At 71.2% G+C, this 19,704-nt stretch carries 22 protein-coding genes and 1 pseudogene; 11 read left to right on the forward strand and 12 right to left on the reverse strand.

From position 1 onward, the window contains the following. Positions 1-63 precede the first annotated feature (63 nt). The gene (locus ACGFZQ_RS03710) at positions 64-873 is read right to left on the reverse strand and encodes an SDR family NAD(P)-dependent oxidoreductase (RefSeq protein WP_393838992.1); all 810 of its coding nucleotides are present in this window, start codon (positions 871-873) and stop codon (positions 64-66) included. A 78-nt stretch (positions 874-951) separates the two neighbouring features. Here ACGFZQ_RS03710 and ACGFZQ_RS03715 point away from each other — a divergent pair, with 78 nt between their 5' ends. Together ACGFZQ_RS03715 and ACGFZQ_RS03720 are read left to right on the forward strand one after the other, a co-directional pair. Continuing rightward, positions 952-1,515, forward strand: a complete 564-nt coding sequence (locus tag ACGFZQ_RS03715) for a TetR/AcrR family transcriptional regulator (protein WP_393838993.1) — start codon at positions 952-954, stop codon at positions 1,513-1,515. Between the two features lie 95 nt (positions 1,516-1,610). Beyond that, positions 1,611-2,174, forward strand: coding sequence for a YciI family protein (locus tag ACGFZQ_RS03720; RefSeq protein WP_393838994.1), 564 nt, complete (start codon positions 1,611-1,613; stop codon positions 2,172-2,174). Positions 2,175-2,190: 16 nt separating this feature from the next. Here ACGFZQ_RS03720 and ACGFZQ_RS03725 read toward each other — a convergent pair whose 3' ends face one another. Beyond that, positions 2,191-3,123: an aminoglycoside phosphotransferase family protein gene (locus ACGFZQ_RS03725; RefSeq protein WP_393838995.1), complete on the reverse strand. Its 933-nt coding sequence runs from the start codon at positions 3,121-3,123 to the stop codon at positions 2,191-2,193. 113 nt (positions 3,124-3,236) lie between these two features. On the opposite strand from ACGFZQ_RS03725, the gene ACGFZQ_RS03730 reads away from it, so the two are divergent. Beyond that, on the forward strand, positions 3,237-4,175 hold the full coding sequence (locus ACGFZQ_RS03730) for an oxidoreductase (RefSeq protein WP_393838996.1): 939 nt from the start codon (positions 3,237-3,239) through the stop codon (positions 4,173-4,175). An 89-nt stretch (positions 4,176-4,264) separates the two neighbouring features. On the opposite strand, the gene nirD is transcribed toward ACGFZQ_RS03730, so the two are convergent. The 5 genes from nirD to ACGFZQ_RS03755 form a co-directional block, all read right to left on the reverse strand. Further along, on the reverse strand, positions 4,265-4,627 hold the full coding sequence (gene nirD / locus ACGFZQ_RS03735; RefSeq protein WP_393838997.1) for a nitrite reductase small subunit NirD: 363 nt from the start codon (positions 4,625-4,627) through the stop codon (positions 4,265-4,267). Further along, the gene (gene nirB / locus ACGFZQ_RS03740) at positions 4,624-7,233 is read right to left on the reverse strand and encodes a nitrite reductase large subunit NirB (protein ID WP_393838998.1); all 2,610 of its coding nucleotides are present in this window, start codon (positions 7,231-7,233) and stop codon (positions 4,624-4,626) included. The genes nirD and nirB overlap by 4 nt, the downstream gene beginning before the upstream one ends. Next, positions 7,233-7,451 carry a hypothetical protein gene (locus ACGFZQ_RS03745; protein ID WP_393838999.1) on the reverse strand — a complete coding sequence of 73 codons (219 nt, stop codon included), beginning with the start codon at positions 7,449-7,451 and terminating at the stop codon, positions 7,233-7,235. Before ACGFZQ_RS03745 ends, nirB begins: the two co-directional genes overlap by 1 nt. Before the next feature lie 240 nt (positions 7,452-7,691). After that, a complete protein-coding gene (locus tag ACGFZQ_RS03750) occupies positions 7,692-8,315 on the reverse strand; it encodes a class F sortase (protein ID WP_393839000.1) in 624 nt (207 codons plus the stop codon). A 223-nt stretch (positions 8,316-8,538) separates the two neighbouring features. Continuing rightward, entirely contained in the window at positions 8,539-9,063 is a 525-nt protein-coding gene (locus ACGFZQ_RS03755; protein ID WP_351731259.1) for a hypothetical protein, read from the reverse strand. A 529-nt stretch (positions 9,064-9,592) separates the two neighbouring features. Between ACGFZQ_RS03755 and ACGFZQ_RS03760 the strand changes: the two genes are divergently transcribed. After that, on the forward strand, positions 9,593-10,282 hold the full coding sequence (locus tag ACGFZQ_RS03760; protein WP_393839001.1) for a hypothetical protein: 690 nt from the start codon (positions 9,593-9,595) through the stop codon (positions 10,280-10,282). 19 nt (positions 10,283-10,301) lie between these two features. Continuing rightward, entirely contained in the window at positions 10,302-10,742 is a 441-nt protein-coding gene (locus ACGFZQ_RS03765) for a hypothetical protein (protein WP_393839002.1), read from the forward strand. Here the strand turns inward: ACGFZQ_RS03765 and ACGFZQ_RS03770 are convergent. Continuing rightward, positions 10,692-10,877, reverse strand: a complete 186-nt coding sequence (locus ACGFZQ_RS03770; protein WP_393839003.1) for a DUF397 domain-containing protein — start codon at positions 10,875-10,877, stop codon at positions 10,692-10,694. The genes ACGFZQ_RS03765 and ACGFZQ_RS03770 overlap by 51 nt on opposite strands. 3 nt (positions 10,878-10,880) lie before the next feature. Beyond that, positions 10,881-11,768, reverse strand: a complete 888-nt coding sequence (locus ACGFZQ_RS03775) for a helix-turn-helix domain-containing protein (protein WP_393839004.1) — start codon at positions 11,766-11,768, stop codon at positions 10,881-10,883. Between the two features lie 196 nt (positions 11,769-11,964). Between ACGFZQ_RS03775 and ACGFZQ_RS03780 the strand changes: the two are divergent. The 3 genes and pseudogenes from ACGFZQ_RS03780 to ACGFZQ_RS03790 form a co-directional block, all read left to right on the forward strand. Further along, positions 11,965-12,351, forward strand: a pseudogene (locus tag ACGFZQ_RS03780) (ATP-binding protein); the annotation flags it as partial. 96 nt (positions 12,352-12,447) lie between these two features. Next, positions 12,448-12,696 (forward strand): hypothetical protein, encoded by a 249-nt coding sequence (locus ACGFZQ_RS03785; protein ID WP_393839237.1) that lies wholly within the window; start codon positions 12,448-12,450, stop codon positions 12,694-12,696. Then, positions 12,693-12,935: a hypothetical protein gene (locus ACGFZQ_RS03790; protein WP_393839005.1), complete on the forward strand. Its 243-nt coding sequence runs from the start codon at positions 12,693-12,695 to the stop codon at positions 12,933-12,935. Before ACGFZQ_RS03785 ends, ACGFZQ_RS03790 begins: the two co-directional genes overlap by 4 nt. Before the next feature lie 32 nt (positions 12,936-12,967). Here ACGFZQ_RS03790 and ACGFZQ_RS03795 read toward each other — a convergent pair whose 3' ends face one another. Together ACGFZQ_RS03795 and ACGFZQ_RS03800 are read right to left on the reverse strand one after the other, a co-directional pair. Then, on the reverse strand, positions 12,968-13,630 hold the full coding sequence (locus ACGFZQ_RS03795; RefSeq protein WP_351731267.1) for a YceI family protein: 663 nt from the start codon (positions 13,628-13,630) through the stop codon (positions 12,968-12,970). Between the two features lie 244 nt (positions 13,631-13,874). Continuing rightward, a complete protein-coding gene (locus tag ACGFZQ_RS03800; RefSeq protein WP_393839006.1) occupies positions 13,875-15,518 on the reverse strand; it encodes a M4 family metallopeptidase in 1,644 nt (547 codons plus the stop codon). Between the two features lie 138 nt (positions 15,519-15,656). Between ACGFZQ_RS03800 and ACGFZQ_RS03805 the strand changes: the two genes are divergently transcribed. Both ACGFZQ_RS03805 and ACGFZQ_RS03810 read left to right on the forward strand, forming a co-directional pair. After that, positions 15,657-16,109 carry a gamma-glutamylcyclotransferase family protein gene (locus ACGFZQ_RS03805; RefSeq protein ID WP_393839007.1) on the forward strand — a complete coding sequence of 151 codons (453 nt, stop codon included), beginning with the start codon at positions 15,657-15,659 and terminating at the stop codon, positions 16,107-16,109. Between the two features lie 243 nt (positions 16,110-16,352). Then, a complete protein-coding gene (locus ACGFZQ_RS03810; RefSeq protein ID WP_393839008.1) occupies positions 16,353-17,831 on the forward strand; it encodes an AMP-binding protein in 1,479 nt (492 codons plus the stop codon). Positions 17,832-17,974: 143 nt separating this feature from the next. Here ACGFZQ_RS03810 and ACGFZQ_RS03815 read toward each other — a convergent pair whose 3' ends face one another. Next, a complete protein-coding gene (locus ACGFZQ_RS03815) occupies positions 17,975-18,673 on the reverse strand; it encodes a vancomycin high temperature exclusion protein (RefSeq protein WP_393839009.1) in 699 nt (232 codons plus the stop codon). A gap of 187 nt (positions 18,674-18,860) precedes the next feature. Between ACGFZQ_RS03815 and ACGFZQ_RS03820 the strand changes: the two genes are divergently transcribed. After that, positions 18,861-19,595, forward strand: a complete 735-nt coding sequence (locus ACGFZQ_RS03820; RefSeq protein WP_393839010.1) for a sirohydrochlorin chelatase — start codon at positions 18,861-18,863, stop codon at positions 19,593-19,595. Positions 19,596-19,704 lie beyond the last annotated feature (109 nt).

Genomic DNA, 19,704 nt, shown 5'->3' on the forward strand with positions numbered 1-19,704 from the left:
CCCGGCCCGGGGAGCGGTCGTCGGCCGGTGGCGCGGCCTCGGCCTGGGTCCTGGGGGCGGGCGTCAGCCGGTGGCGGCCGTGACCGACTCCCAGCGGGCGTACTCGTCCAGCAGCTCGGCGAAGTGGCCGCGCACCATCTCCAGGCCGGCGGTGGCCACCGCCAGGTGCACCGGGGGCTCGTCGGCGCCGGTGATGTCGGCCACGGCCGCCATGGACTTGGTGAGGTCGCCCCGTACCGCCTGCTTGGCGAACTCGGCCATGGTGGCGTAGGCGTCCGCGTAGTCCGGGACGGACCGGGCCGGGAGCCTGGAGCTGGTCCCGAAGTTGGTGTCGAAGCCGGCCGGCTCGACCAGGGTGACGCGGATGCCCAGCGGGCCGAGCTCCTTGGCCAGTCCCTCGGTCAGGTTCTGCACGGCGCTCTTGGAGGCGCAGTACACGGCCATGGTGGGCAGGCTGACGTGGCCGCCCATGGAGCCGATGTTGAGGATGTGGCCGGATCCGCGTTCCCGCATGTGCGGGAGGACGGCCTGGACCACCTGGACGACGCCCACCACGTTGGTCTCGAACTGGTCCCGCACCTGGGCGGGGCTGACCTCCTCGACGGCGCCGACCTGTCCGTAGCCGGCGGAGTTGACGACCGCGTCGACGGCGCCGAACCGGTCGACGGTCTCCCGCACGGCCTGCTCGATGCTCGCGGCGTCGGTGACGTCGAGGCGCGTGACCAGGACGTTGTCGAGGCCGGCGAAGGCCGGGTTGGCCCTGGCGGGGTCGCGCATGGTGGCGGCGACGTTCCAGCCGCGTGCCGCGTACTCGAAGGTGAGGGCCTCGCCCATGCCGGTCGAGGCGCCGGTGATCAGAACGGTCTTGCTCATGAGGTGCTCTCTCGCTCTCACTCCACTAAACAGAATCTACAAAACATGTATAGCACGCCCAGTCGGTATGGTGTGCCTATGACCGTGACCCGAGGGGACATCCAGCGCCGTGAGCAGGTGCTCGCGGCGGCGCTGAGCGTTTTCGCCACGTTCGGCTACCGCAAGACGTCGATGGACGCGGTGGCCCGGGCCGCGGACATCTCCCGCCCCGGCCTCTACTTCCTCTTCTCCGGCAAGGAGGAGCTGTTCCGCGAGACCATGCGGCAGGAGCTGGACCGGGCTCTGGACGACGTCCGTACGGCGCTGGCCGCGCCCGGCGCGGATCTCGACGCTCGTCTCGTGGCCGCGCTCGACGCGAACCTGGGCCGGTACATCGGCACGCACCTCAACGTGGGCGTCGACGACCTGCTGGAGCACAGCACCGCCCAGCTGCACGGCATGTACGACGACCACCGGAACGCCTTCCTGGACACACTCGCCACGGCGATCGCCGACTCCGGCCGGGAGACGGGAAGCGTCACATCCCGCCAGATCGCGGAGGTCCTGCAGGCGGCGGGCGAGGGCTGGAAGCACCGGGTCGCGGAGCGGGCGGAGTTCGTGGCGAAACTCCGCGTGGCGGTGGCGGTGACGTTGCGGCCGTAGCGGACGCGGCGGCGGTGGCGGCTGGGGGAGCCGCGTGCCGAGACTCGACGGAATCCTGTTGAGACACCGTTCGCGGTGCGGAAGGGTCCTCGGCCATGGAGTTCTTCTGTTACCACCGTGACCGGGCCGATTCCCTGGCGTTGCGCCGGGAGCTGGTGGAGGAGCACTGGTCCTACATGGACCGGTACGAGGCGGAGCTGATCGCCCGCGGGCCGGCCTTCGACGACGGCGGCGGGACGCTCACCGGCAGTGTGCACATCGTCGGTCTCCCGGATCCCGCCGCTGCCCGCGCGTTCGCCTTCGACGAGCCCAACTACCAGGCCGGCGTCTACCGGGACGTGCTGCTGCGCCGGTGGCGCAACCTGCTGGGCCGCACCATGTGGGAGTTCCCCGGCGGCCGGGCCGGCGGCGACCGGTACCTGGTGCTCGGTCTGGGGCCGCAGCGGGCCGACGCCGGCACCGTCCCCGGCCTGCCGCCCGGCGTCGACCGCGACGATCTGATCGCCTTCGGCCCGCTGCTGTCCGACGACGCGGTCACCTGGCTGGGTACGGCGGCACTGGTCCGGGCGCCGGATCCGGAGGGGGCGCGGGCCGTCCTGGCTCCGCACCGGTACGCGGAGACAGAGGTGCACGAGTGGGAGTTCGGCGGACGACGGTGACGAGCCGGGGCGCCCCCTATACGGCCGGCAACTCCGCCAGCACGTCGGCGAACCGGGTGATGCGGTCCAGCTGGGGGCCGCCGCGTGCGATACGGAAGCCGTGCCGGCGGCCCCAGAAGGCCGCCTGCACGGCGTGGAACTGCGCCCAGCGACCTACGCGTTCGCGGTCGAGTTCCGCCGCCTCGGCGAAGACGTCGAGGAGGCGGTGGACCGTCCCCGGCAGATCGTCGGCCCGCATGAGGGACAGCGCACGGGACTTGAGCAGCGTGCCGCCGTCGTACGCCGGGTCTCCCGCGTAGCCCTTCGGGTCGACCGCCAGCCACGGTTCCCGGTCCGCCCGCAGGATGTTCCTCGCGTGCAGGTCGCCGTGGACGAGGGTGTCCGGCTGGTCGTGGCCCAGTTCGCGCGCGGTGGCGACGGCCGCGTCCACCACGCGGGGCGGCAGCGCGTGCGCCAGTTCCGCCGCGTCCCTGCGCAGCTCCGTCTCCCAGGTGCCGGCGCGGTCCCTCAGCCGGGGCAGCCCCGCCGGCGCCGGGACGGCCAGGCGGCGGTTCAGGCGGCCCGCGACGGTCACCACCGTCTCGTCGTCGGACCACAGCGCCGCCAGCGTCGACATGCGGGCCCGTTCCAGCAGGAGGGCGAAACGGGCGTCGTCCCGCCCGTGCAGCAGGACCGCTCCCCGGCCCTCCCACGCCTCGAACGCGTCCGGCTCGTGGACGTTGCCGGGATGCGGGAACGACACCTTCAGCACGAGCCGCCCGCCGGTGGGCCGCTGCCGTACCGGGACGATCACTCCGACGCCCCCGTGCGTCACCTCACCGTCGGGTACGCACTCCCAACACTCCAGCAGGTCCTCGACGATCGCCGGGAGCCCGGCGATCCAGGCCGCCCCGCGCTCACCCTCGCGGTCGATCGTGCCGCGCGCCAGCGCCTCCGGAATGCCGATCATCCCGGCACCCTACGCTCCTAGCAGAGGCGCGTACGGCCGCGTCCGGTGTCCTGTCGTGCCCCGTCCTCGTAGGCTGGCCGCGACACGGACCCCCACCTGTGGAGGGCGCTCTCATGCGCGGCAGCGGCTGGAGAAGCGGCGACATCCCGGATCTCACCGGCCGGGTCGCCGTCGTCACCGGGGCCAACAGCGGACTCGGGTACGTCACCGCGCGGGAGCTGGCCCGCAAGGGGGCCCGGGTCGTGCTCGCCTGCCGGAGCGAGGCGCGGGGACACGAGGCCGGGGACCGGATGGCCGCCGAAGTGCCCGACGCGCACATCGAGTTCGGGCGGCTCGACCTCGGGGACCTGGCCTCGGTACGGGACTTCGCCGGTTCGTTCCCGTACGCGCGCCTCGATCTCCTCGTCAACAACGCCGGGGTGATGGCGCCGCCGTACGGGACCACCGCGGACGGGTTCGAGACGCAGTTCGGGGTCAACCACCTCGGGCACTTCGCCCTCACCGGGCTGCTCATGCCCGTCCTGCTGGGCACCCCCGCCGCTCGCGTCGTCACCGTCTCCAGCATGATGCACGTCCTCGCCAACATCGACCTCGACGACCTCAACAGCAGCCGCCGCTACCGGCGTTGGATCGCCTACGGCCGGTCCAAGACCGCCAACCTGCTCTTCGTCCACGAACTGGCCCGGCGCGTCGACGCCCACGGCGGCGACCTCGTCGCGGCCGCCGCCCATCCCGGGTACGCGTCCACCAACCTGCAGACCGCCGGCCCCCGTGCCGAAGGACGGCGCGGAGCCGAGCGGGTGATGACCGCCGCGAACGCCGTCTTCGCGCAGTCCGCCGAGGCCGGGGCGCTGCCCACGCTGTACGCGGCCACCGCCCCCGGCGTACGGCCCGACTCCTTCACCGGGCCCTCGATCGCGATGTGGCGCGGCACCCCGGCCCCCTCCCGGCGCGCACCCTGGACCCGCGACGACACCATGGCGCAACGCCTCTGGGACGCGTCGGAGCAACTCACCGGGGTCTCCTACGCCGCCGTCCTGAAGGAGCTCTGAACTCTGAGGAGCACCGACGCCGCGTCCCCCGAGGCCGGCACAGTCGCCGTGCCGCGCCCCGCTCCTGGAGCACAGCGCGAGCGTCGTCTTCAGGGGCGGGGCGCGGCGGCCCGTACCGTGTAGGCGGCCACCCGCACCCCCTCGTCGTCCAGGCACTGACCCGTCTCCAGGTCGAAGCGCTGCTTCAGCAGCGGCGAGGCGACGAACGGGCGGCCCTGGTGGGTGCCGGTCAGGCCGCGGGAGAGGACCGCCGCGCCGCCGAAGGGGTCGCGGTTGTCGATGGCGTACAGGCGGTCCGTGCGGTCGCGGAACACGGCGACCTGGCGGCCGTCCGCAAGGAGTGCGGCCACGCCCCGGCCGGGGGTCAGCCGGCTCAGGTCGCAGACCGTGAACCAGCTGTCCTCCAGTTGGAGTTGGACCTTCAGCTCGGTGGTCTCGGGTGCCAGGGTCATCGCTGGGCGCTTCCTTCCAGAACGTCTTCGGCGGGACGCATGCCGATCGACAGCAGGGGCAGGTCGGGCTTCGTCTGGTCGCGCTCGGGCACGAAGCCGACGACCGGGTCGGGGGTGTCGGGGGCGTTGACGAAGGACACGAACCGGGCGAGCTTGTCCGGGTCGGCGATGGTCGACGCCCACTCGTCGGCGTAGTGGGCGACGTGCGCCGCCATCAGGGACTCCAGCTCCTCGCAGATGCCGAGGGAGTCCTCGACCACCACGTCACGGACATGGTCCAGGCCGCCCGGGATCCGCTCCAGCCAGGTCGACGTGCGCTCCAGGCGGTCCGCCGTGCGGATGTAGAACATCAGGAAGCGGTCGATCAGCCGGACCAGTTCGGCGTCGGTCAGGTCCTGGGCCAGCAGGTCCGCGTGGCGCGGAGTGGCGCCGCCGTTGCCGCCGACGTAGAGGTTCCAGCCGTTGGCCGTGGCGATGACACCGAAGTCCTTCGACTGGGCCTCCGCGCACTCACGGGCGCAGCCGGAGACCGCCGACTTGAGCTTGTGCGGCGACCGCAGGCCCCGGTAGCGCAGCTCCAGGTCGATCGCCATCCGGACCGAGTCCTGGACGCCGTAACGGCACCAGGTCTGTCCGACGCACGACTTCACCGTCCGCAGCGCCTTGCCGTACGCGTGGCCGGACTCGAATCCGGCGTCCACCAACCGCGTCCAGATCAGCGGGAGTTGCTCGACCCGCGCGCCGAACATGTCGATCCGCTGACCGCCGGTGATCTTCGTGTAGAGGCCGAAGTCCCGGGCGATCTCGCCGATCACGATCAGGCCCTCGGGGGTGATCTCGCCGCCGGGGATGCGCGGGACGACCGAATACGAGCCGTTCTTCTGGAGGTTGGCGAGGAAGTGGTCGTTGCTGTCCTGGAGCGCCGCCTGTTCGCCGTCCAGGACATAGCCGCTCGCGCCGATCACCGGGGCGAGGGAGGCGATGACCGACGCCACCGCCGGCTTGCAGACCTCGCAGCCGTCGCCGCCCCGGGCGCCCTCCCGGCCGTAACGGTCGAGCAGCTCCCGGTAGGTGTTGACGCGCAGCGCGAGGACGATCTCGTACAGTTCCTCGCGGGTCTGCGCGAAGCAGCCGCACAGCCCCTTGTCGACCTCGACGCCGGACGCCTCCAGCTCGGCCGTGACCAGCTGGCCGAGGACCTTGACGCAACTGCCGCAGCCGGTCCCGGCCTTGGTGCACTTCTTGACCTCCGGCACGGTGGTGCAGGAGTGCTCGCTCACCGCGCCGCGGATCGTGCCCTTGCTGACGTTGTGGCAGGAGCAGACGACCGCTTCGTCGGGGAGCGCGGACGGGCCGAGCTGGGCGCCGCCGCTCGCACCGGCCGGCAGCACCAGGGACTCCGGGGACAGGGGCGGCACCGAGCCGGTGAGGGCGCGCAGCGTGCCGTACGCGTCCGCGTCGCCGACCAGGATGCCGCCGAGCAGCGTGCCGTCCCGGCCGATGACCAGCTTCTTGTACAGGCCCGAGCGGGCGTCGGAGTAGACGACGTCCAGGCAGCCCTCGGTCGTGCCGTGCGCGTCGCCGAAGGAGGCCACGTCCACGCCGAGCAGCTTGAGCTTGGTGGACAGGTCGGCGCCGGTGAAGGCGGACTCGTCCCGCGCGATGGTGGCCGCGGCCGTCGCCGCCTGCTCGTACCCGGGCGCCACCAGGCCGTACACCCGGCCGTCCGCCGCCAGCGCGCACTCGCCGATCGCGAACACCCGGGGGTCGTCCACCGTGCGGCACTGCTCGTCGACGGCGATGCCACCGCGCTCGCCGACCGACAGGCCGCAGTCCCGGGCGAGTTGGTCCCTCGGCCGCACTCCGGCGCTGAACACCACCATGTCGGTGACGAGTTCGGAGCCGTCGGACAGCTTCATGCCGACGACGGCACCCGCGTCGTCCGTCACGATCTCCTGCGTCCCCACGCCCGTGTGCACGCTCAGGCCCGTCTCCTCGATGGTGCGCAGCAGGGCCGCGCCACCGCCCGCGTCCACCTGCACCGGCATCAGCCGGGGCGCGAACTCCACGATGTGCGCGGTGAGCCCGAGCCCCTTCAGCGCGCCGGCCGCCTCGAGTCCGAGCAGACCGCCGCCGACCACTGCACCCACGGTCGCCCTCGACTTCGCGTACGCCTCGATCGCCAGCAGGTCCTCGATCGTGCGGTAGACGAAGCAGCCCTCGGCGTCCTTGTTGGGGACGGGCGGCACGAACGGGTACGAGCCGGTGGCCAGCACGAGCGTGTCGTAGCCGAAGACCCGGCCGGACCTGGCCGTCACCGTCCGCGCCACGCGGTCCACCGTCTCCGCGGGGTCGCCGAGGTACAGCTCGATGCCGTGGGCGTCGATGAACTCCAGGTCGGTCATGGAGAGTTCGTCGGCGGAGGTGCCCGTGAAGTACGAGGTGAGGGCGACCCGGTCGTATGCGGGACGCGGCTCCTCGCACAGCACGACCACGCGGTGCGTGGCGGTCAGACCGCGCTCGGCCAGCGCTTCGAGGAAACGCTGCCCGACCATCCCGTGGCCGACGAGCACGATCGTGGGGGTGGCCCCCGGGGTGGCGGTCATCAGGAGCCTCCATCGTGGGTGAACGCGCCCGGAGCGGCGACGGCGAGCGGTACGCCGACCTCGCCGGGGCGTGCCTCGGCCTCGCCGGGCGCGTGGCTGTGGTGCGGGTCGCGGGAGTGCCGTTCGCGGGAGCGCGGTTCACACCCGTCCCGTCCCCGGCCCCCGGGGCGCGTCTCGGGGCCGGCGCCGATCACCGCCACACGCGTATACGAGGTCATGCCCAGGAGCGTGCGCGGCGGACGTTACCCGGCCGCATCCCCCCTGTTTCCCGCACGGAACGCTGCCCTCTTCAGGGGCGGGGGTGGGGTGTGAGGGGTCTGGGGCCGGGCCGGCGGGCGCTGTGAGGTGGGGAAACGCGGGGGGAGCGGGTGGCTCGCCCCGGCGGCCTGCGGGGTGCGCGTCGGCGGGGTGCGCGCCGGCGGCGACCGGCCGGGGGGACGGCCTTGCGCGGCCGTTCGTCAGCGGCTTCCCGTCAGGTGGGCGAAGACCACGACGTTTCCCTGGTAGCCGGTGGCCCGGGAGTAGCCGCCGCCGCAGGTGATCACTCTGAGCTCGGGGCGTCGCGCGGCTCCGTAGACCTTCTCGTCGGGGAAGTCCCGGGCCTGGTACACCTCCACCGCGTCGACCGTGAAGACGGCGACCGTCTTGTCCTGCCGGTCCACCTCGATGGTCGCGCCGCGCTTGAGGGCGCCGAGGTCGTAGAAGACGGCGGGGCCCTCGGTGTTGTCCACGTGGCCGGCGACGATCGCGGTCCCCCTCTCGCCGGGTGCGGTGCCCGACTCGTACCAGCCGGCGAGGTTCTTGTTGCCGGCGGGCGGGACGTCGAGGCTGCCGGCGGGGGTGAGGGCGAGGCCCATCAGAGGGGCGTTCACACGGATCTCGGGGATGCGGATGCGGGTGGGCGGGGACGGGGGCAGTGCCGGGGCTTCGAGGCGTTCCTCGCCGGGGTCGGGGCGGCCCTCGGCGGCGGACGGCTGGGGTGGCGCGGTGTGCGGACCGGAGCCGGGGCCGAGCAGCCAGACGCCTGAGCCGAGCGCTATGACGGTTACGGCGGCTATCGCGGTGTCCCCGATCTTGCGCATGCGAACCCCTATTTCGGAGGTTAGAGCTTCTAACGCGGGGGTGAGGGGCTAGCGGGAGCGACCCGGTGCAGCAGGGGCGCCACCTCTAACAACAGTGAGAGGCCTCGCGAAAGTGACAGCCTCTAACAAACCTGACCCCCTACCCCCTCCGGGCCGCGAGGGGCGTCGGACCCGGAGGGGGTGGGATGTGCGGTACCGGCGGACGGACAGCGGAGGGTGTCCGTCAGATCCCGTCGCCTCTCGCCCGGCGATGCAGGAGCCAGGTACCGCCCGCAGCGGCGACGGCCAGAGCCGTCACACCCGCCGCGGTCTGTACGGGGTCGGTGCCCAGAGCACCACCGACCCCCGTCTTCACACTGCCGTGGGGCTGCACCTGCCCGCCGGCGGCCGGCATCAGTGCCACCACCAGGTCGCCGGCCACCTGCCGGTTCCCGTCGGCGCACTTCGCGACGATCTCGTACGTCCCCGGCTGCGCGCTGGGCGGCACCTGGAACTGGCCGATCGCCTCGCCCTCATGGGTGCTGGGCGCGAGCGTGAACGTTCCGGCGCCGACCGAACTGGCGTCCCCGACGGCTGACGACTTCTCCCCGCAGGCGGCCGTGTTCACCGAGACCTGGGCGCCCGCCGTCGCGGTCGACGGGTAGACGTCCAGGCTGCCGGTACTGCCGCCGTACGCCGGCGCGGCGCCGAGGCCGGCCGCGGCCACGGCGAGCGCGGCCCCGGCCAGCGGACGGACAGTGCGTCGCATGGTGCTCCCTCGTCGAGCTCGTCCCACTCCCTTGCTCTTCCGAGGTAAAAGCCAACGGGCCGGGCCCGCTCCCTGAGATTCCGTCAGGTGTGGGATGAATGGGTGTCACGGAGAGGGGGCGAGGCAGCGGTTGCGGGGGAGTTCGGGCAGGTCAGGGGGCTTTCGAAGGGTCCAGTATGAAAAACACACGAACGGCGGGCCCTTCGGGGGTGAACGGGTGACCCCCCTCGTGGGGACCTTCCGGCGGGTCCACCGGTGGACCACTGCGGTCCGCGGAAGCGGCAGGACCAGGCCGTCCAGAACCACTCCGGCATGTACTGGCACCCGGCCTCCCGACAGGTGGCTGGGTCCTCCGCCCTCGTGCGGGCCCGCGGGGCGGGTACGCGCCGGCGCAGTGTTCCTGGAGTGCCGCAGCGCACGAGACCGCCCGCCAGGGCCAGAGGCCGACCGGGGGCAACTCGCCCATCCTCACGCGGCGGTCGAGTCGCCCTCGGCCTGTCTCCCCTCCCTGCCCGGGAAGTTCCGGAACGTGAAGCAGCCCGGGAGCAAAGCCCGAACCACACCCGGCCCTGTTCCAGGAAAACCGAAGAAATCCGCCAACACGCTCTACGCCGAACACAACGATTCGACTGGCACAGCAAACGGATCCGGCGGCTCATCGGACAGCGGCGGAGGCAGCGGCTTCACCGGCTGGCTCGCGGGCGCCACCGTCACAGTCCTCAACTATGGCACCTCGATCTTCGAGGTTGTGGGGGAAGGCGTGGCGAGAGTAATGAGTTGCCGTCTACGTTCGGAGCGGCTCATCCTGTGTGCGCACCGGCTCAGGGGAGGCGCTATGGGGCTCGTTCTGTTTTCAGGAGACGGGGACGTCTCCAGCCCGGACGTCTCATGGTCCTATACCGGATTCGGCGTGTTCCGGGGCTGGCTGGCGCGTTGCGAAGGGTTCGCGCTCGATGACATGCGAGGCTTCGGCGGGCTGCGAGAGTGGAGCGATGTCTCCACTGTGCTTACGCCGCTTCTCAACCATCCCGACGACAACGGTCCCGATGTGCAGGCAGCCGAATGCGCGGTGATGCTCCCGCGTCTGCAAGAGATTGCTCATGGCTTGGACAGGGACGGTGCCGACCCGCTTCATCAGCGGCACATCGATGACATCCGTCAGTTGGTGGTCGTCCTGCAGTTTTGTGTGGAGAACGACGTTGAGCTCATATTCGGCTGACAGGGTGCGATTCCCGGAGATGAGGCACAACGTCATCTCTGCTGTTAAGGCGCTGTCCGACAGGGCCCATCAGGAGCGCGTATGGATCGGGCGGGTCTATCCCGGGGAGGGCTACTTCGACGACTTCACGATGAATCTCAACATTCTGTACGACAACACTCTGGTTCTGGACGACCCGGTCGCAACTTTGGGCACGGTTCTGGCCTCGCGGCAGGAGGCTGCGGCGCTGGCGGGGTTGGGCTGGGCCCTTGATGAGCTGCTGGGGCGGGAGGGAACTGACAAGTCGGATGTGGAATATATCGCGTCGCCGTTGTGGGATGCGGTGGTGGAATCGGCCGCGGTGGCGTATCGGATCATGATGGAGGTTGGCCGGCTCGTCGGCGCAGACAGAATCGGTCATGCGCCGGAGCTACAGCCGCCCTTCTCGGAGGGACGCCTGGAAGGCCGTCCAGGTGGCTGAGCAGAGGCGCAGGGAGGGTCCCGTGGGGTGCTTGGAGTCTCGTACGGCCACGGTCATCGGGATGTTGGTGGCTATCTCCACGCACTCGGCCGCCTGGTCGCTGTAGCTGGACTTGCGGTACTCGGGCTCAGGCACGACTCAGAGTTCCTTTCGAAGTCTGTGAAGAAGCGACACCGAAGCGGCCTCGTCCAGAGCGTGTTCGCTGATCATTTCAAATAGCTCATCGTAGGCCGCAGCGCCGTCGCCGCCCTCGACCCATCGTTGAGCGAACGGAGCTTCCACGTAGACGACATCCATGGCGCCTGACTCGGCGAACGACATGATGTTGAATGAGCCGTTCAACCCTGGATGTGTACCTCCGCCAAAGGGGAAGACTCGCAGTGAAACGTTTGGCAGCTCGGCCACCTCCGCGAGCTGGCCGAGTTGACCGCGGGCTGTTGCTGCGCCGCCAGGGAAGTTGTGAAGTACCGCCTCGTAGATCACAGTACGGAAGGCAAGCGGAGGGTCCTGGTACAGGCGCTTCTGGCGTGCCAGTCGTGCTGCGACGAATTCCTCGTCAGGTTCCGGACTCTTGGCGGCCGTCGTGGCCAAACCCTGCCTCAATCTCCTTGCATACGATGCTGTCTGAAGGAGGCCGGGGACGAATGAGGGTTGCCAGGCGCGGATTTCCGTTGCCGCGCTCTCCAAAGTGACGTACTCCTGCATGACGCCGTTGATCGTGTAGTCGTCCCACCAACCCTTGGCTTTGCGCCGCTCGCGGTCGATCCTCGCCAACTCCATAAGGCCGCCGACCACACCCGGATCGCGTACGCCGTACAACTCGCACAGCGCCCGGATGTCCGGATCGCGTACGGGCACCCAACCGCCCTCCATCTTGGCGACCTTGGTGGTCGACGCCGTGAGCGCTTTGGCTGCGTGGGACTGCGTGAGGCCGGCTTCCGTGCGCAGTGCCATCAGATCGCTGCCGAGGCGCCGCCCCAAGACGGTGGACGTGCTGTTGCCCTGCATGCGCTGATTGGTCGTCACGTCGGCGCTCCTTGTGGTCTCGGTGCGCGGCCAGTCTGGCCCGATGCCGGGGCGCCCGCAAACCTCTTTCGGAGGAATTCCTCCGGGAGGAGCTTGCGGCATGCGATCTCGCCCCCTTACCGTCAGTGACGAACCGCTCGCGGAGTGGCGCCATTCACCGTCCGGCGCTGCCCATCTCTTCCCGGAGGTAAGCGACATGGCCACCCCTGAACAGCCCCCCGAGCCCGGCATCTCCCTCCGCTACGACCGCCTCGACTACACCCCGCTCCCCAGGAGTGTCAGCCTCGCCCGCCGCCGGGCCCATCGCCTCGTCACCGAGTGGGGTCACCCCGGACTTGCTGCCGACACCGCTCTGCTCGTCTCCGAGCTGGCCGGCAACGCGGTACTGCACGGCTGTCTCCGTGACCGGCTCTTCCGGGTTGAGATCGCCCTCACCGACTGTGCCTTACGAGTGTCCGTGTCCGACCCGAAAGGGGAGTTGCTGCCGAGCCCGCGCGATCCGGCGCAGGAGGAGATGTTCGGCCGCGGGCTGCTCATCGTGGGTGAGATCGCCGACCGATGGGGGGTCGACGGGCACACCGTCGGCAAGTCCGTGTGGTGCGAGCTCGATCTCGAGCCGCCGGCCGTGCTCGCCGATTACGGTGGCGGCAGCGCACCCCCGCTCTTGAGGAGGACGACCATGGCCGAACCGTTGAAGACCTTCGTCAACGGCGTCGAGGTCCAGGTTCCCAACAGCATCCCCGACATCCGCGCGGCCCTCCCCGAGAAGCGCCGCGAGGAGTTCGACCGGGCTATCGGCGAGGCCGGTGTGCAGGACATCCATGCGGTCATGCGGCACTGGATGCTCGAAGCGGTTCCCGACCCGGAGGCAGAGGCGCTGCTGCAGCGCCTGGCGGCGGACGAGGCCGAGAGGCGGGGCGTCGCTTGAACTACCGCATCACTTACGCCCCGCCCGCCGATGACACCCTGGCCAAGATGCGCGATGCCCATGCGTTCAGGGAAGCGATGGCGGCGACCATCGGACGAGATCCGTACGGGCACGGGTCGGTCGGTGTAAGGGGCGAGCGTGACCGTCGCGAGGCCACGGTCCTCGGTGCCATCGTGCTCTACTACGTCTCCGGGTCCGTCCTGACCGTGACTGTGGTCAGGCTCGTTCCATCGCTTTGAACGACTCCTCGCCCTGATGGCACAGTTGCATCTCAGCCCCCTTCCGGTGTCATCCGGATCGCCGCGATGTCGAACTGCAGCCGCACCGTCTCGCTCACCATCGCGCCGCCCTCCGCCAGGCGGGAGTTGTAGGACAGGCCCCAGTCCATGCGGTTGATGGTGGTCGTGCCGTCGAAGCCGACGCGCTGGTAGCCGAAGGGGTCCGTGACGTTGCCTATGTAGGTCAGCTCCAGGTCCACCGGGCGGCTCGTGTTCTTGATGGTGAGGTCGCCGGTCATGACGTAGACGTCGGGGGCTTTGAGACGGACCGCCGTGCTGGCGAAGCGCATGCGCGGGTAGGTTGCCGCGTCCAGGAAGTCGCGGCCGATGAGATGGGCGTCGCGTTGTTCCACGCCCGTGTCGACGCTCGGCGTGGAGATGATCAGCTCCGCCTGGGAGCGGGACGGGTCGCGGCCGTCGAAGTAGAGGCGGCTCTTGTACTCGGCGAAGGCCCCGCGGACCGTCGTCACCATCGCGTGCCGGACCGAGAAACCGATTCTGCTGTGGGCCGGGTCGACGATCCATTCGCCGGTGAGGGCGGCGAGGGCGGGGTCGAGGAGGACAGGGGCGGAGGTGGGGGAGGCCGGCGCGGCCGTCGTGCGTGGGGGGACAGTGGGGGTGCGGCGGGATGTGTGGGGGCGGCTGAACAAGTTCATGATTTATCTAGTTAGTCCACGCGGCGAATTGCCGCAAGTGGCCGTCAGGGCAAAGGGGTTCGGGAATTGCGCGTACGGTCACCGAAGCTGCACATCATCGCCATGGGATCCACCCAGGAAGTGCTCGGCATTCCCGGATCACGTCTTTCCTTGAATTGCGCTATTCCCCTTTGTCTGGGGTGTATGTGACGGCCGCCCCGGTTCGGTCACCGGGGCGGCCGCCGTCACCCGCCCGCGCGGCGGGTCAGTTCACGTTCACCGCGCTCCAGGCCGCGGCCACCGCGTTGTACTCGGCGCTCCCCGTCCCGTACAGGTCCTTCGCCGCGTTCAGGGTCGCCGTCCGCGCGCCCGCGTAGTTCGTCGAGGACGTCATGTAGACCGTGAGGGCGCGGTACCAGATGGCCCCCAGCTTGTCCCGTCCGATCCCCGTCACCGTCGAGCCGTTGTACGTCGGCGAGTTGTAGCTCACGCCGTTGATGGTCTTCGCGCCGCTGCCCTCCGCCAGCAAATAGGCGAAGTGGTTCGCGACGCCGGAGGAGTAATGGACGTCGAGATTGCCGACCGACGAGCTCCAGTAGTCGGCCGAGTTCCCGTCCTTCGACGGCTGGTCCATGAACCGCAGTGCCGCCTTGCCGAAGCCGGAGCGGACGATCTCCTCGCCGATCAGGTAGTCGCCCGGGTCGGCGGAGTTGTTCGCGTACCACTCCACCAGCGTGCCGAGGATGTCGGAGGTCGCCTCGTTCAGGCCGCCGGACTCGCCCGAGTAGGTCAGCGCCGCGGTCTTGGAGGTGACGCCGTGGGTCATCTCGTGGCCCGCCACGTCCAGCGCCACCAGCGGGCCGAAGGTGGTCCCGTCACCGTCGCCGTACGTCATGCAGAAGCAACTGTCGTCCCAGAAGGCGTTGTTGTAGCTGTTGCCGTAGTGGACGCGGTTGTACGACCCCTTGCCGTCGCCGGCGATACCGGTGCGGCCGTGGACGTTCTTGTAGTAGTCCCAGGTCTCGTTGGTGCCGTACTGGGCGTCGACGGCCGCCGAGGAGCGGTCCGAAGTCGCCCCGGTGCCCCAGTGGTTGTCGGTGTCGGTGAACACCGTCGACGGCGCGCGGACGATGCAGATGCCGAAGATGCACAGGTCCGTCTTGTTGGCCGCGTCGCCCGTGTACGTGTTGCCGCGCGTCGGGTCGGTGAGGTTGTACGTCGATCCGGAGAGCGTCGTCTCCAGTGGAACCGTGCCGCTGTACAGCGACTGGCCGTCGCCCGTCGCCGTCTCGATGCTGTCCCAGGCGTCGATCTGGGCGCCGCTGCGGGCGTCCGTGAGCACCGTGCGGGCGACCGGGTTGCCGAGCGAGTCCTTGCCGACCGCGTTGGTGCGCCAGGCCAGCTTCGGGGTGCCGTGCAGGGCGTCGACGACCAGCTCCGGCCTGGCCTTCACCTGCTTCAGCGCGTCGCCGAGGTTCGCCGCCCGCAGCGCGTTCACCGCGAGGTCGGCGGCCTTCGCGGCGGATATGTTCGGAACGATCGAGGCGAGGGATATCTTGCTCCGGGTCGCCCGGTCGGCGCCGCGGTAGGCGCCGTCCGGCTTCAGGTGGACGACGAAGTCGCCTCCCAGGACGGGGAGTTGGCGGTAGGTTCGGTCGTAACGGACGTGCTGGGTGCCGTTCTTGTCGACGACCACGTCCCGGACCTTGGTGCCCTCGGTGGCGGTGAGGCCGAGGGTTTTGGCGTACTGGACGAGCGCCTGCGCCGCGTTCTCGATCGCGGTGGCCCGGGTCGGTCTCGCGTCGGCGTGGGCGGCGGGGGAGAGCGCGGCGGCCAGCAGGGTCGCGGTGGTGGCGGCGACGCCGGCCGTGGCGAGACGGGAAACTCGGGTGTTCCGTGTCCGGCTCATCGATCTCCTTGGAGATGCGCCTCAGAGGCGTGGGGGTGGCGCTGGTGACGACAGCGATTTAAGAGGCCATGACAATCCATGTCCATAGCGCCTCCATGGAGATGTGTGTGGGGGTGGAGGGGGAGGAGAATCCTTTCTGTGACCGCCCGGAACCCCCGCCACCTCCCCTTCTTCGTCTACGGCACGCTCCGCCCCGGCGAAATCAACCACGACCTGTTCCTGCGGGGGCGGACCGTGTCCGAGGAACCCGGCCGGCTCCCGGGCGCGGTGCTGTACGACGGGCCCGGCTACCCCTACGCCGTCGAGGCACCCGGCGCGGGCGTGTGCGGCGAACTGGTCACCGCCCGCCCGGAGTCGTACGACCGACTCCTCCTGGAACTCGACGAGTTGGAGGAATGCGTGGAGGGGGACCCGCACGGTCCCTACGTGCGCGTGGAGCGGGACGTCGTACGACGGCGGGACGGGGCCGCCGTCCGGGCCTGGGTGTACCTCGCGGGGGCCGCCGTGGCCGCCGGGCTGCGTGCGGACGGCCGTCGTATCGAGGGCGGTGACTGGCTGACCCGCGGGCTGCCCGGCCCCGCCGCGTCGTAGCCGTGGCCGCGGCGACCTCGTACGGCCCATGTGGCTTGTTCCGTGCCGGGGTTGGCCGGTCGGTCACCGTTGAGACTTCAAGGGGCCCGACTACAGTCGTGCACCTGTTCGCGAAGCTCCGCGCACCACGCACCACCCCGTACGACGTTCGGCCTCTCGCTCCACGGCCCGGTCCGGGCCCCCGCCGCACCCGGACCCGGCCTCCCCCCACGTACACGCATGCAGCCAGGAGGTCTCCGAGCCATGCCTCTGCGTCACCTCACCCCCCGCGACCAGCACCTCTTCTGGCAGTACGGCCGCGGCCCCAGCGCACCCGTCCACGAACCGCTCGTCCACCGCGCGATCGAACGGCACGCGATCGCCCACCCCCACGCCGTCGCCGCCGAACACCACGGCGCGACCCTCACCTACGGCGAACTCGACCGCTACGCCGGTGCCCTCGCCGCCCACCTGGTCCGCGAGGGCGTCCGCCCCGGCGACCATGTCGGCCTCTTCGCCCGCCGGTCCATCCCGACGCTGGTCGGGCTGCTCGCCGTCCTCAAGGCGGGCGCCGCCTACGTCCCCCAGGACATCGGCCGCACGCCCCCGGAGCGGCTCGGGCACGTCCTCCGCACCGCCCGCACCCGGGTGATCCTCACCCAGAAGGAACACGCCCCGCGCATCCCGCTCCCCGACGGCCACCGGCTCATCGCCCTCGACGACCCCGTGCCGTACCAGCGGGCCACCATGATCGTGCCCCCGCACCCCGACGACGGCTGCCACGTCCTCTTCACCGCCGACACCTCCTCCGGCCGCCCCGAAGGGGTGAAGGTCAGCCACCGCAACGTCACCAACCTGCTGCTCACCGAACCCGGCGGCCTCGGCATCCGCCCCGGCGACCGGGTGGCCCAACTCCTCGGCATCGCCTCCGGCCCGGCCGCCTGGGAGATCCTCGGCTGCCTCACCCGCGGCGCCACCCTGGTCATCCGCGGCGCGGACCCCGCCGCCGCGGCCGGCACCGCGACCGTCCTGATCGCCACCCCGGCCGTGCTGTCCGGCATCGACCCCGCGGCCTGCCCGCGGCTGCGCGCGGTCGCCGTCGCCGGGGAGTCCGGCCCGCCGCGTCCGCTCGCCGACCACTGGTCGCGGCAGGCCGCCCTCTTCGACTGCCGTGGTCCGGCCGAGGCGACCGTCGTCAGCACCATGGGCCGCCACGACCCGGCCGCCGGACGACCGGCCGTCGGCCGCCCCGTCGCCAACACCACGGTGTACGTCCTCGACGCCGACCGCCGGCCGCTGCCCGTCGGCGAGATGGGCGAGGTGTGGGCGGGCGGCGACTGCGTCCCGGCGGGGCACCCCGGCGACGGCACGCGGAACGCCGGGCGGTACGCACCCGATCCGTTCCTCGGCGCGGGCCGCGTCATGGTCCGCACCGGCGCGCTCGGCCGCTGGACCTCCGACGGCGGCCTCGAACACCTCGGCCGCGCCGCCGAAGTCCGGGCCGACACCCCCGCGTTCCACCCGCGCACCACCGGCGGCCGCCCACACCACCCGGCGACGACCTCGGCTGCCGCCACGGCGACGACTTCGGCCACGGCGACGGCGACGACTTCGGCCACGGCGACGGCGGCGACTCCGGTTGCGGCGACGGCGGCGACTTCGGCTGCGGCGACGGCGGCGACTTCGGCTGCGGCCACGGCCGGGGCTGCGGCCGCGTACGCCGAGGCCGCCCAGCGCTCCTGACTGGCCGGTGGGTCTGAACGGCCGACGGGTCTGACTGGCCGGTGGGCTCGAACGGCCGACGCTCCTGACTGAGCGAGGAGCCTGGCCGGCCGACGGGCCTCGTCGGTCTGACCGGCGTAACCGGCGTAACCGGCGTAACCGGCCTAACCAGGCTGGCCGGTCTGGCCGGCTGCCGTGGCCAGGGCCTTCGCGACCCCCGGTTCCTTTTTTCCGAGGAACTGGGGGTTCGGCTCGAACAGCACGTCCAGGGCCGCCTTGCAGGCCGCGAGGACCTCCCGCGTCCCGCCGTAGTACCAGGTCGCGTCGTGCTTGTCCTCGACCCCGACGCCGTACGACTCGACCCCAGCCGCCTCGCACAGCGCCACCGCGCGCCGGATGTGGAAGCCCTGGCTGACCAGTACCGCCCGGTCCACGCCGAAGATCTTCTTCGCGCGGACGCAGGAGTCCCAGGTGTCGAAGCCGGCGTAGTCGCTGACGATGCGCCCGCCGGGGACGCCGTGCGCGGTCAGGTAGGTGCGCATGGCGTCCGGCTCGTCGTAGTCCTTCCGGCTGTTGTCGCCGGTGACGAGGACGACCTTGATACGGCCCTCCCGGTACAGCTTCGCCGCCGCGTCCAGGCGGTGGGCGAGGTACGGTGACGGCTCGCCGTCCCACAGGCCCGCGCCGAAGACGACCGCGACGTCGGCGCGGGGTACGTCCGCCACCGTGCGCAGCCGGTCGGCCGTCGACACGTACAGCCAGGTGGCCGGCAGCAGCGCCAGCACGCACCCGGCCATCACGCCCTGCACCAGACGCCGTCTGCCGGTACGGGTGCGCGGCAGCCGCGGTCGGCGGATCTTCATACGGTTGTTCCCCCTCGACTTCTCCTCGGCTTCCCCGTGGCCTCCCCCCGGCGGCTCCGACCTTGGAGGACGCAGGCCGAGGCGTTCCGGTTCGCTCACAGCGGCCGGATTCGTGCCGTGAAGCGTACGAAAACTCCCGTGACCGTCAGGCAACGGGGGTGCAATCCCGCCCGGCGAGGATCCCGTCATGACCGTGTCCGACCTTCCTCCGCGCCCCGGCCCGCCCGCCCTGGTCCTGGTGGCCCACGGCAGCCGTGACCCGCGTGCGCTCAGCACCGTGCGGGCCCTGATGGACCGGGTGCGCGAGCTGCGCCCCGAGCTGTCCGTGCGCCTTGGGCACATCGAGCTGAACGAGCCGCTGCTCCCGGACACCCTCGCGGCCCTCGGCGACACCCCGGCCGTCCTGGTCCCGCTGCTGCTGAGCCGCGGGTACCACGTCAGGCAGGACATCCCGGAGATGGCCGCGGCCTCCCCGGCCTGCACCCGTGTCGCCGCCCCGCTGGGCCCGCATCCCCTCCTGGCGGACACCCTGCACGCCCGGCTGCTGGAGGCGGGCTGGCGCCCCCGGCCCGCGAGTGCCGTGGTCCTGGCGGCGGCCGGCTCCCGCGACCCCGACTCCAAGGTCGACACCAACCGCATGGCCCGGCTCCTCGCGGCACGCCTGGGTGTCCCGGTCCTCCCGGCCTACGCCTCGGCGGCGGCTCCGACGGTCCAGGAGGCGATCACCGCTCTGCAGGCAAGGGGCCGCTACCGCATCGCCATCGCCTCCTACTTCACGGCCCCCGGCCGCTTCGCCACGGAGTGCGCGGACCGGGCCCCATGGCTGGCGTCGGCCCCACTGGGAGCCCACGACGCGATGGCCGCCCTGGTCCTGCACCGCTATCAGCGTGCACGGGAAACGCCCGTGACCGCGGCCGCGTAAGGGGGGCCGCGCCCGGCAGACGCGGGTGTGCGACGCGCCCCCAGGGGCGCGGGGAACTGCGCGACCAGCCCCCACCCGCCCGCACACGCGAACCCACCCGACCCGGCGG

The sequence above is a fragment of the Streptomyces sp. NPDC048254 genome, assembly GCF_043201895.1.
Classification (GTDB): domain Bacteria; phylum Actinomycetota; class Actinomycetes; order Streptomycetales; family Streptomycetaceae; genus Streptomyces.

Coding starts and splice junctions, on each gene's coding strand:
- ACGFZQ_RS03730 (WP_393838996.1), top strand. CDS start 3,237: ATGCGCGGCAGCGGCTGGAGAAGCGGCGACATCCCGGATCTCACCGGC.
- ACGFZQ_RS03745 (WP_393838999.1), bottom strand. CDS start 7,451: ATGACCTCGTATACGCGTGTGGCGGTGATCGGCGCCGGCCCCGAGACG.
- nirD (WP_393838997.1), bottom strand. CDS start 4,627: ATGACCCTGGCACCCGAGACCACCGAGCTGAAGGTCCAACTCCAACTG.
- ACGFZQ_RS03750 (WP_393839000.1), bottom strand. CDS start 8,315: ATGCGCAAGATCGGGGACACCGCGATAGCCGCCGTAACCGTCATAGCG.
- ACGFZQ_RS03710 (WP_393838992.1), bottom strand. CDS start 873: ATGAGCAAGACCGTTCTGATCACCGGCGCCTCGACCGGCATGGGCGAG.
- ACGFZQ_RS03715 (WP_393838993.1), top strand. CDS start 952: ATGACCGTGACCCGAGGGGACATCCAGCGCCGTGAGCAGGTGCTCGCG.
- ACGFZQ_RS03815 (WP_393839009.1), bottom strand. CDS start 18,673: ATGAAGATCCGCCGACCGCGGCTGCCGCGCACCCGTACCGGCAGACGG.
- nirB (WP_393838998.1), bottom strand. CDS start 7,233: ATGACCGCCACCCCGGGGGCCACCCCCACGATCGTGCTCGTCGGCCAC.
- ACGFZQ_RS03795 (WP_351731267.1), bottom strand. CDS start 13,630: ATGAACTTGTTCAGCCGCCCCCACACATCCCGCCGCACCCCCACTGTC.
- ACGFZQ_RS03755 (WP_351731259.1), bottom strand. CDS start 9,063: ATGCGACGCACTGTCCGTCCGCTGGCCGGGGCCGCGCTCGCCGTGGCC.
- ACGFZQ_RS03820 (WP_393839010.1), top strand. CDS start 18,861: ATGACCGTGTCCGACCTTCCTCCGCGCCCCGGCCCGCCCGCCCTGGTC.
- ACGFZQ_RS03800 (WP_393839006.1), bottom strand. CDS start 15,518: ATGAGCCGGACACGGAACACCCGAGTTTCCCGTCTCGCCACGGCCGGC.
- ACGFZQ_RS03725 (WP_393838995.1), bottom strand. CDS start 3,123: ATGATCGGCATTCCGGAGGCGCTGGCGCGCGGCACGATCGACCGCGAG.
- ACGFZQ_RS03765 (WP_393839002.1), top strand. CDS start 10,302: ATGAGGCACAACGTCATCTCTGCTGTTAAGGCGCTGTCCGACAGGGCC.
- ACGFZQ_RS03720 (WP_393838994.1), top strand. CDS start 1,611: ATGGAGTTCTTCTGTTACCACCGTGACCGGGCCGATTCCCTGGCGTTG.
- ACGFZQ_RS03810 (WP_393839008.1), top strand. CDS start 16,353: ATGCCTCTGCGTCACCTCACCCCCCGCGACCAGCACCTCTTCTGGCAG.
- ACGFZQ_RS03785 (WP_393839237.1), top strand. CDS start 12,448: ATGGCCGAACCGTTGAAGACCTTCGTCAACGGCGTCGAGGTCCAGGTT.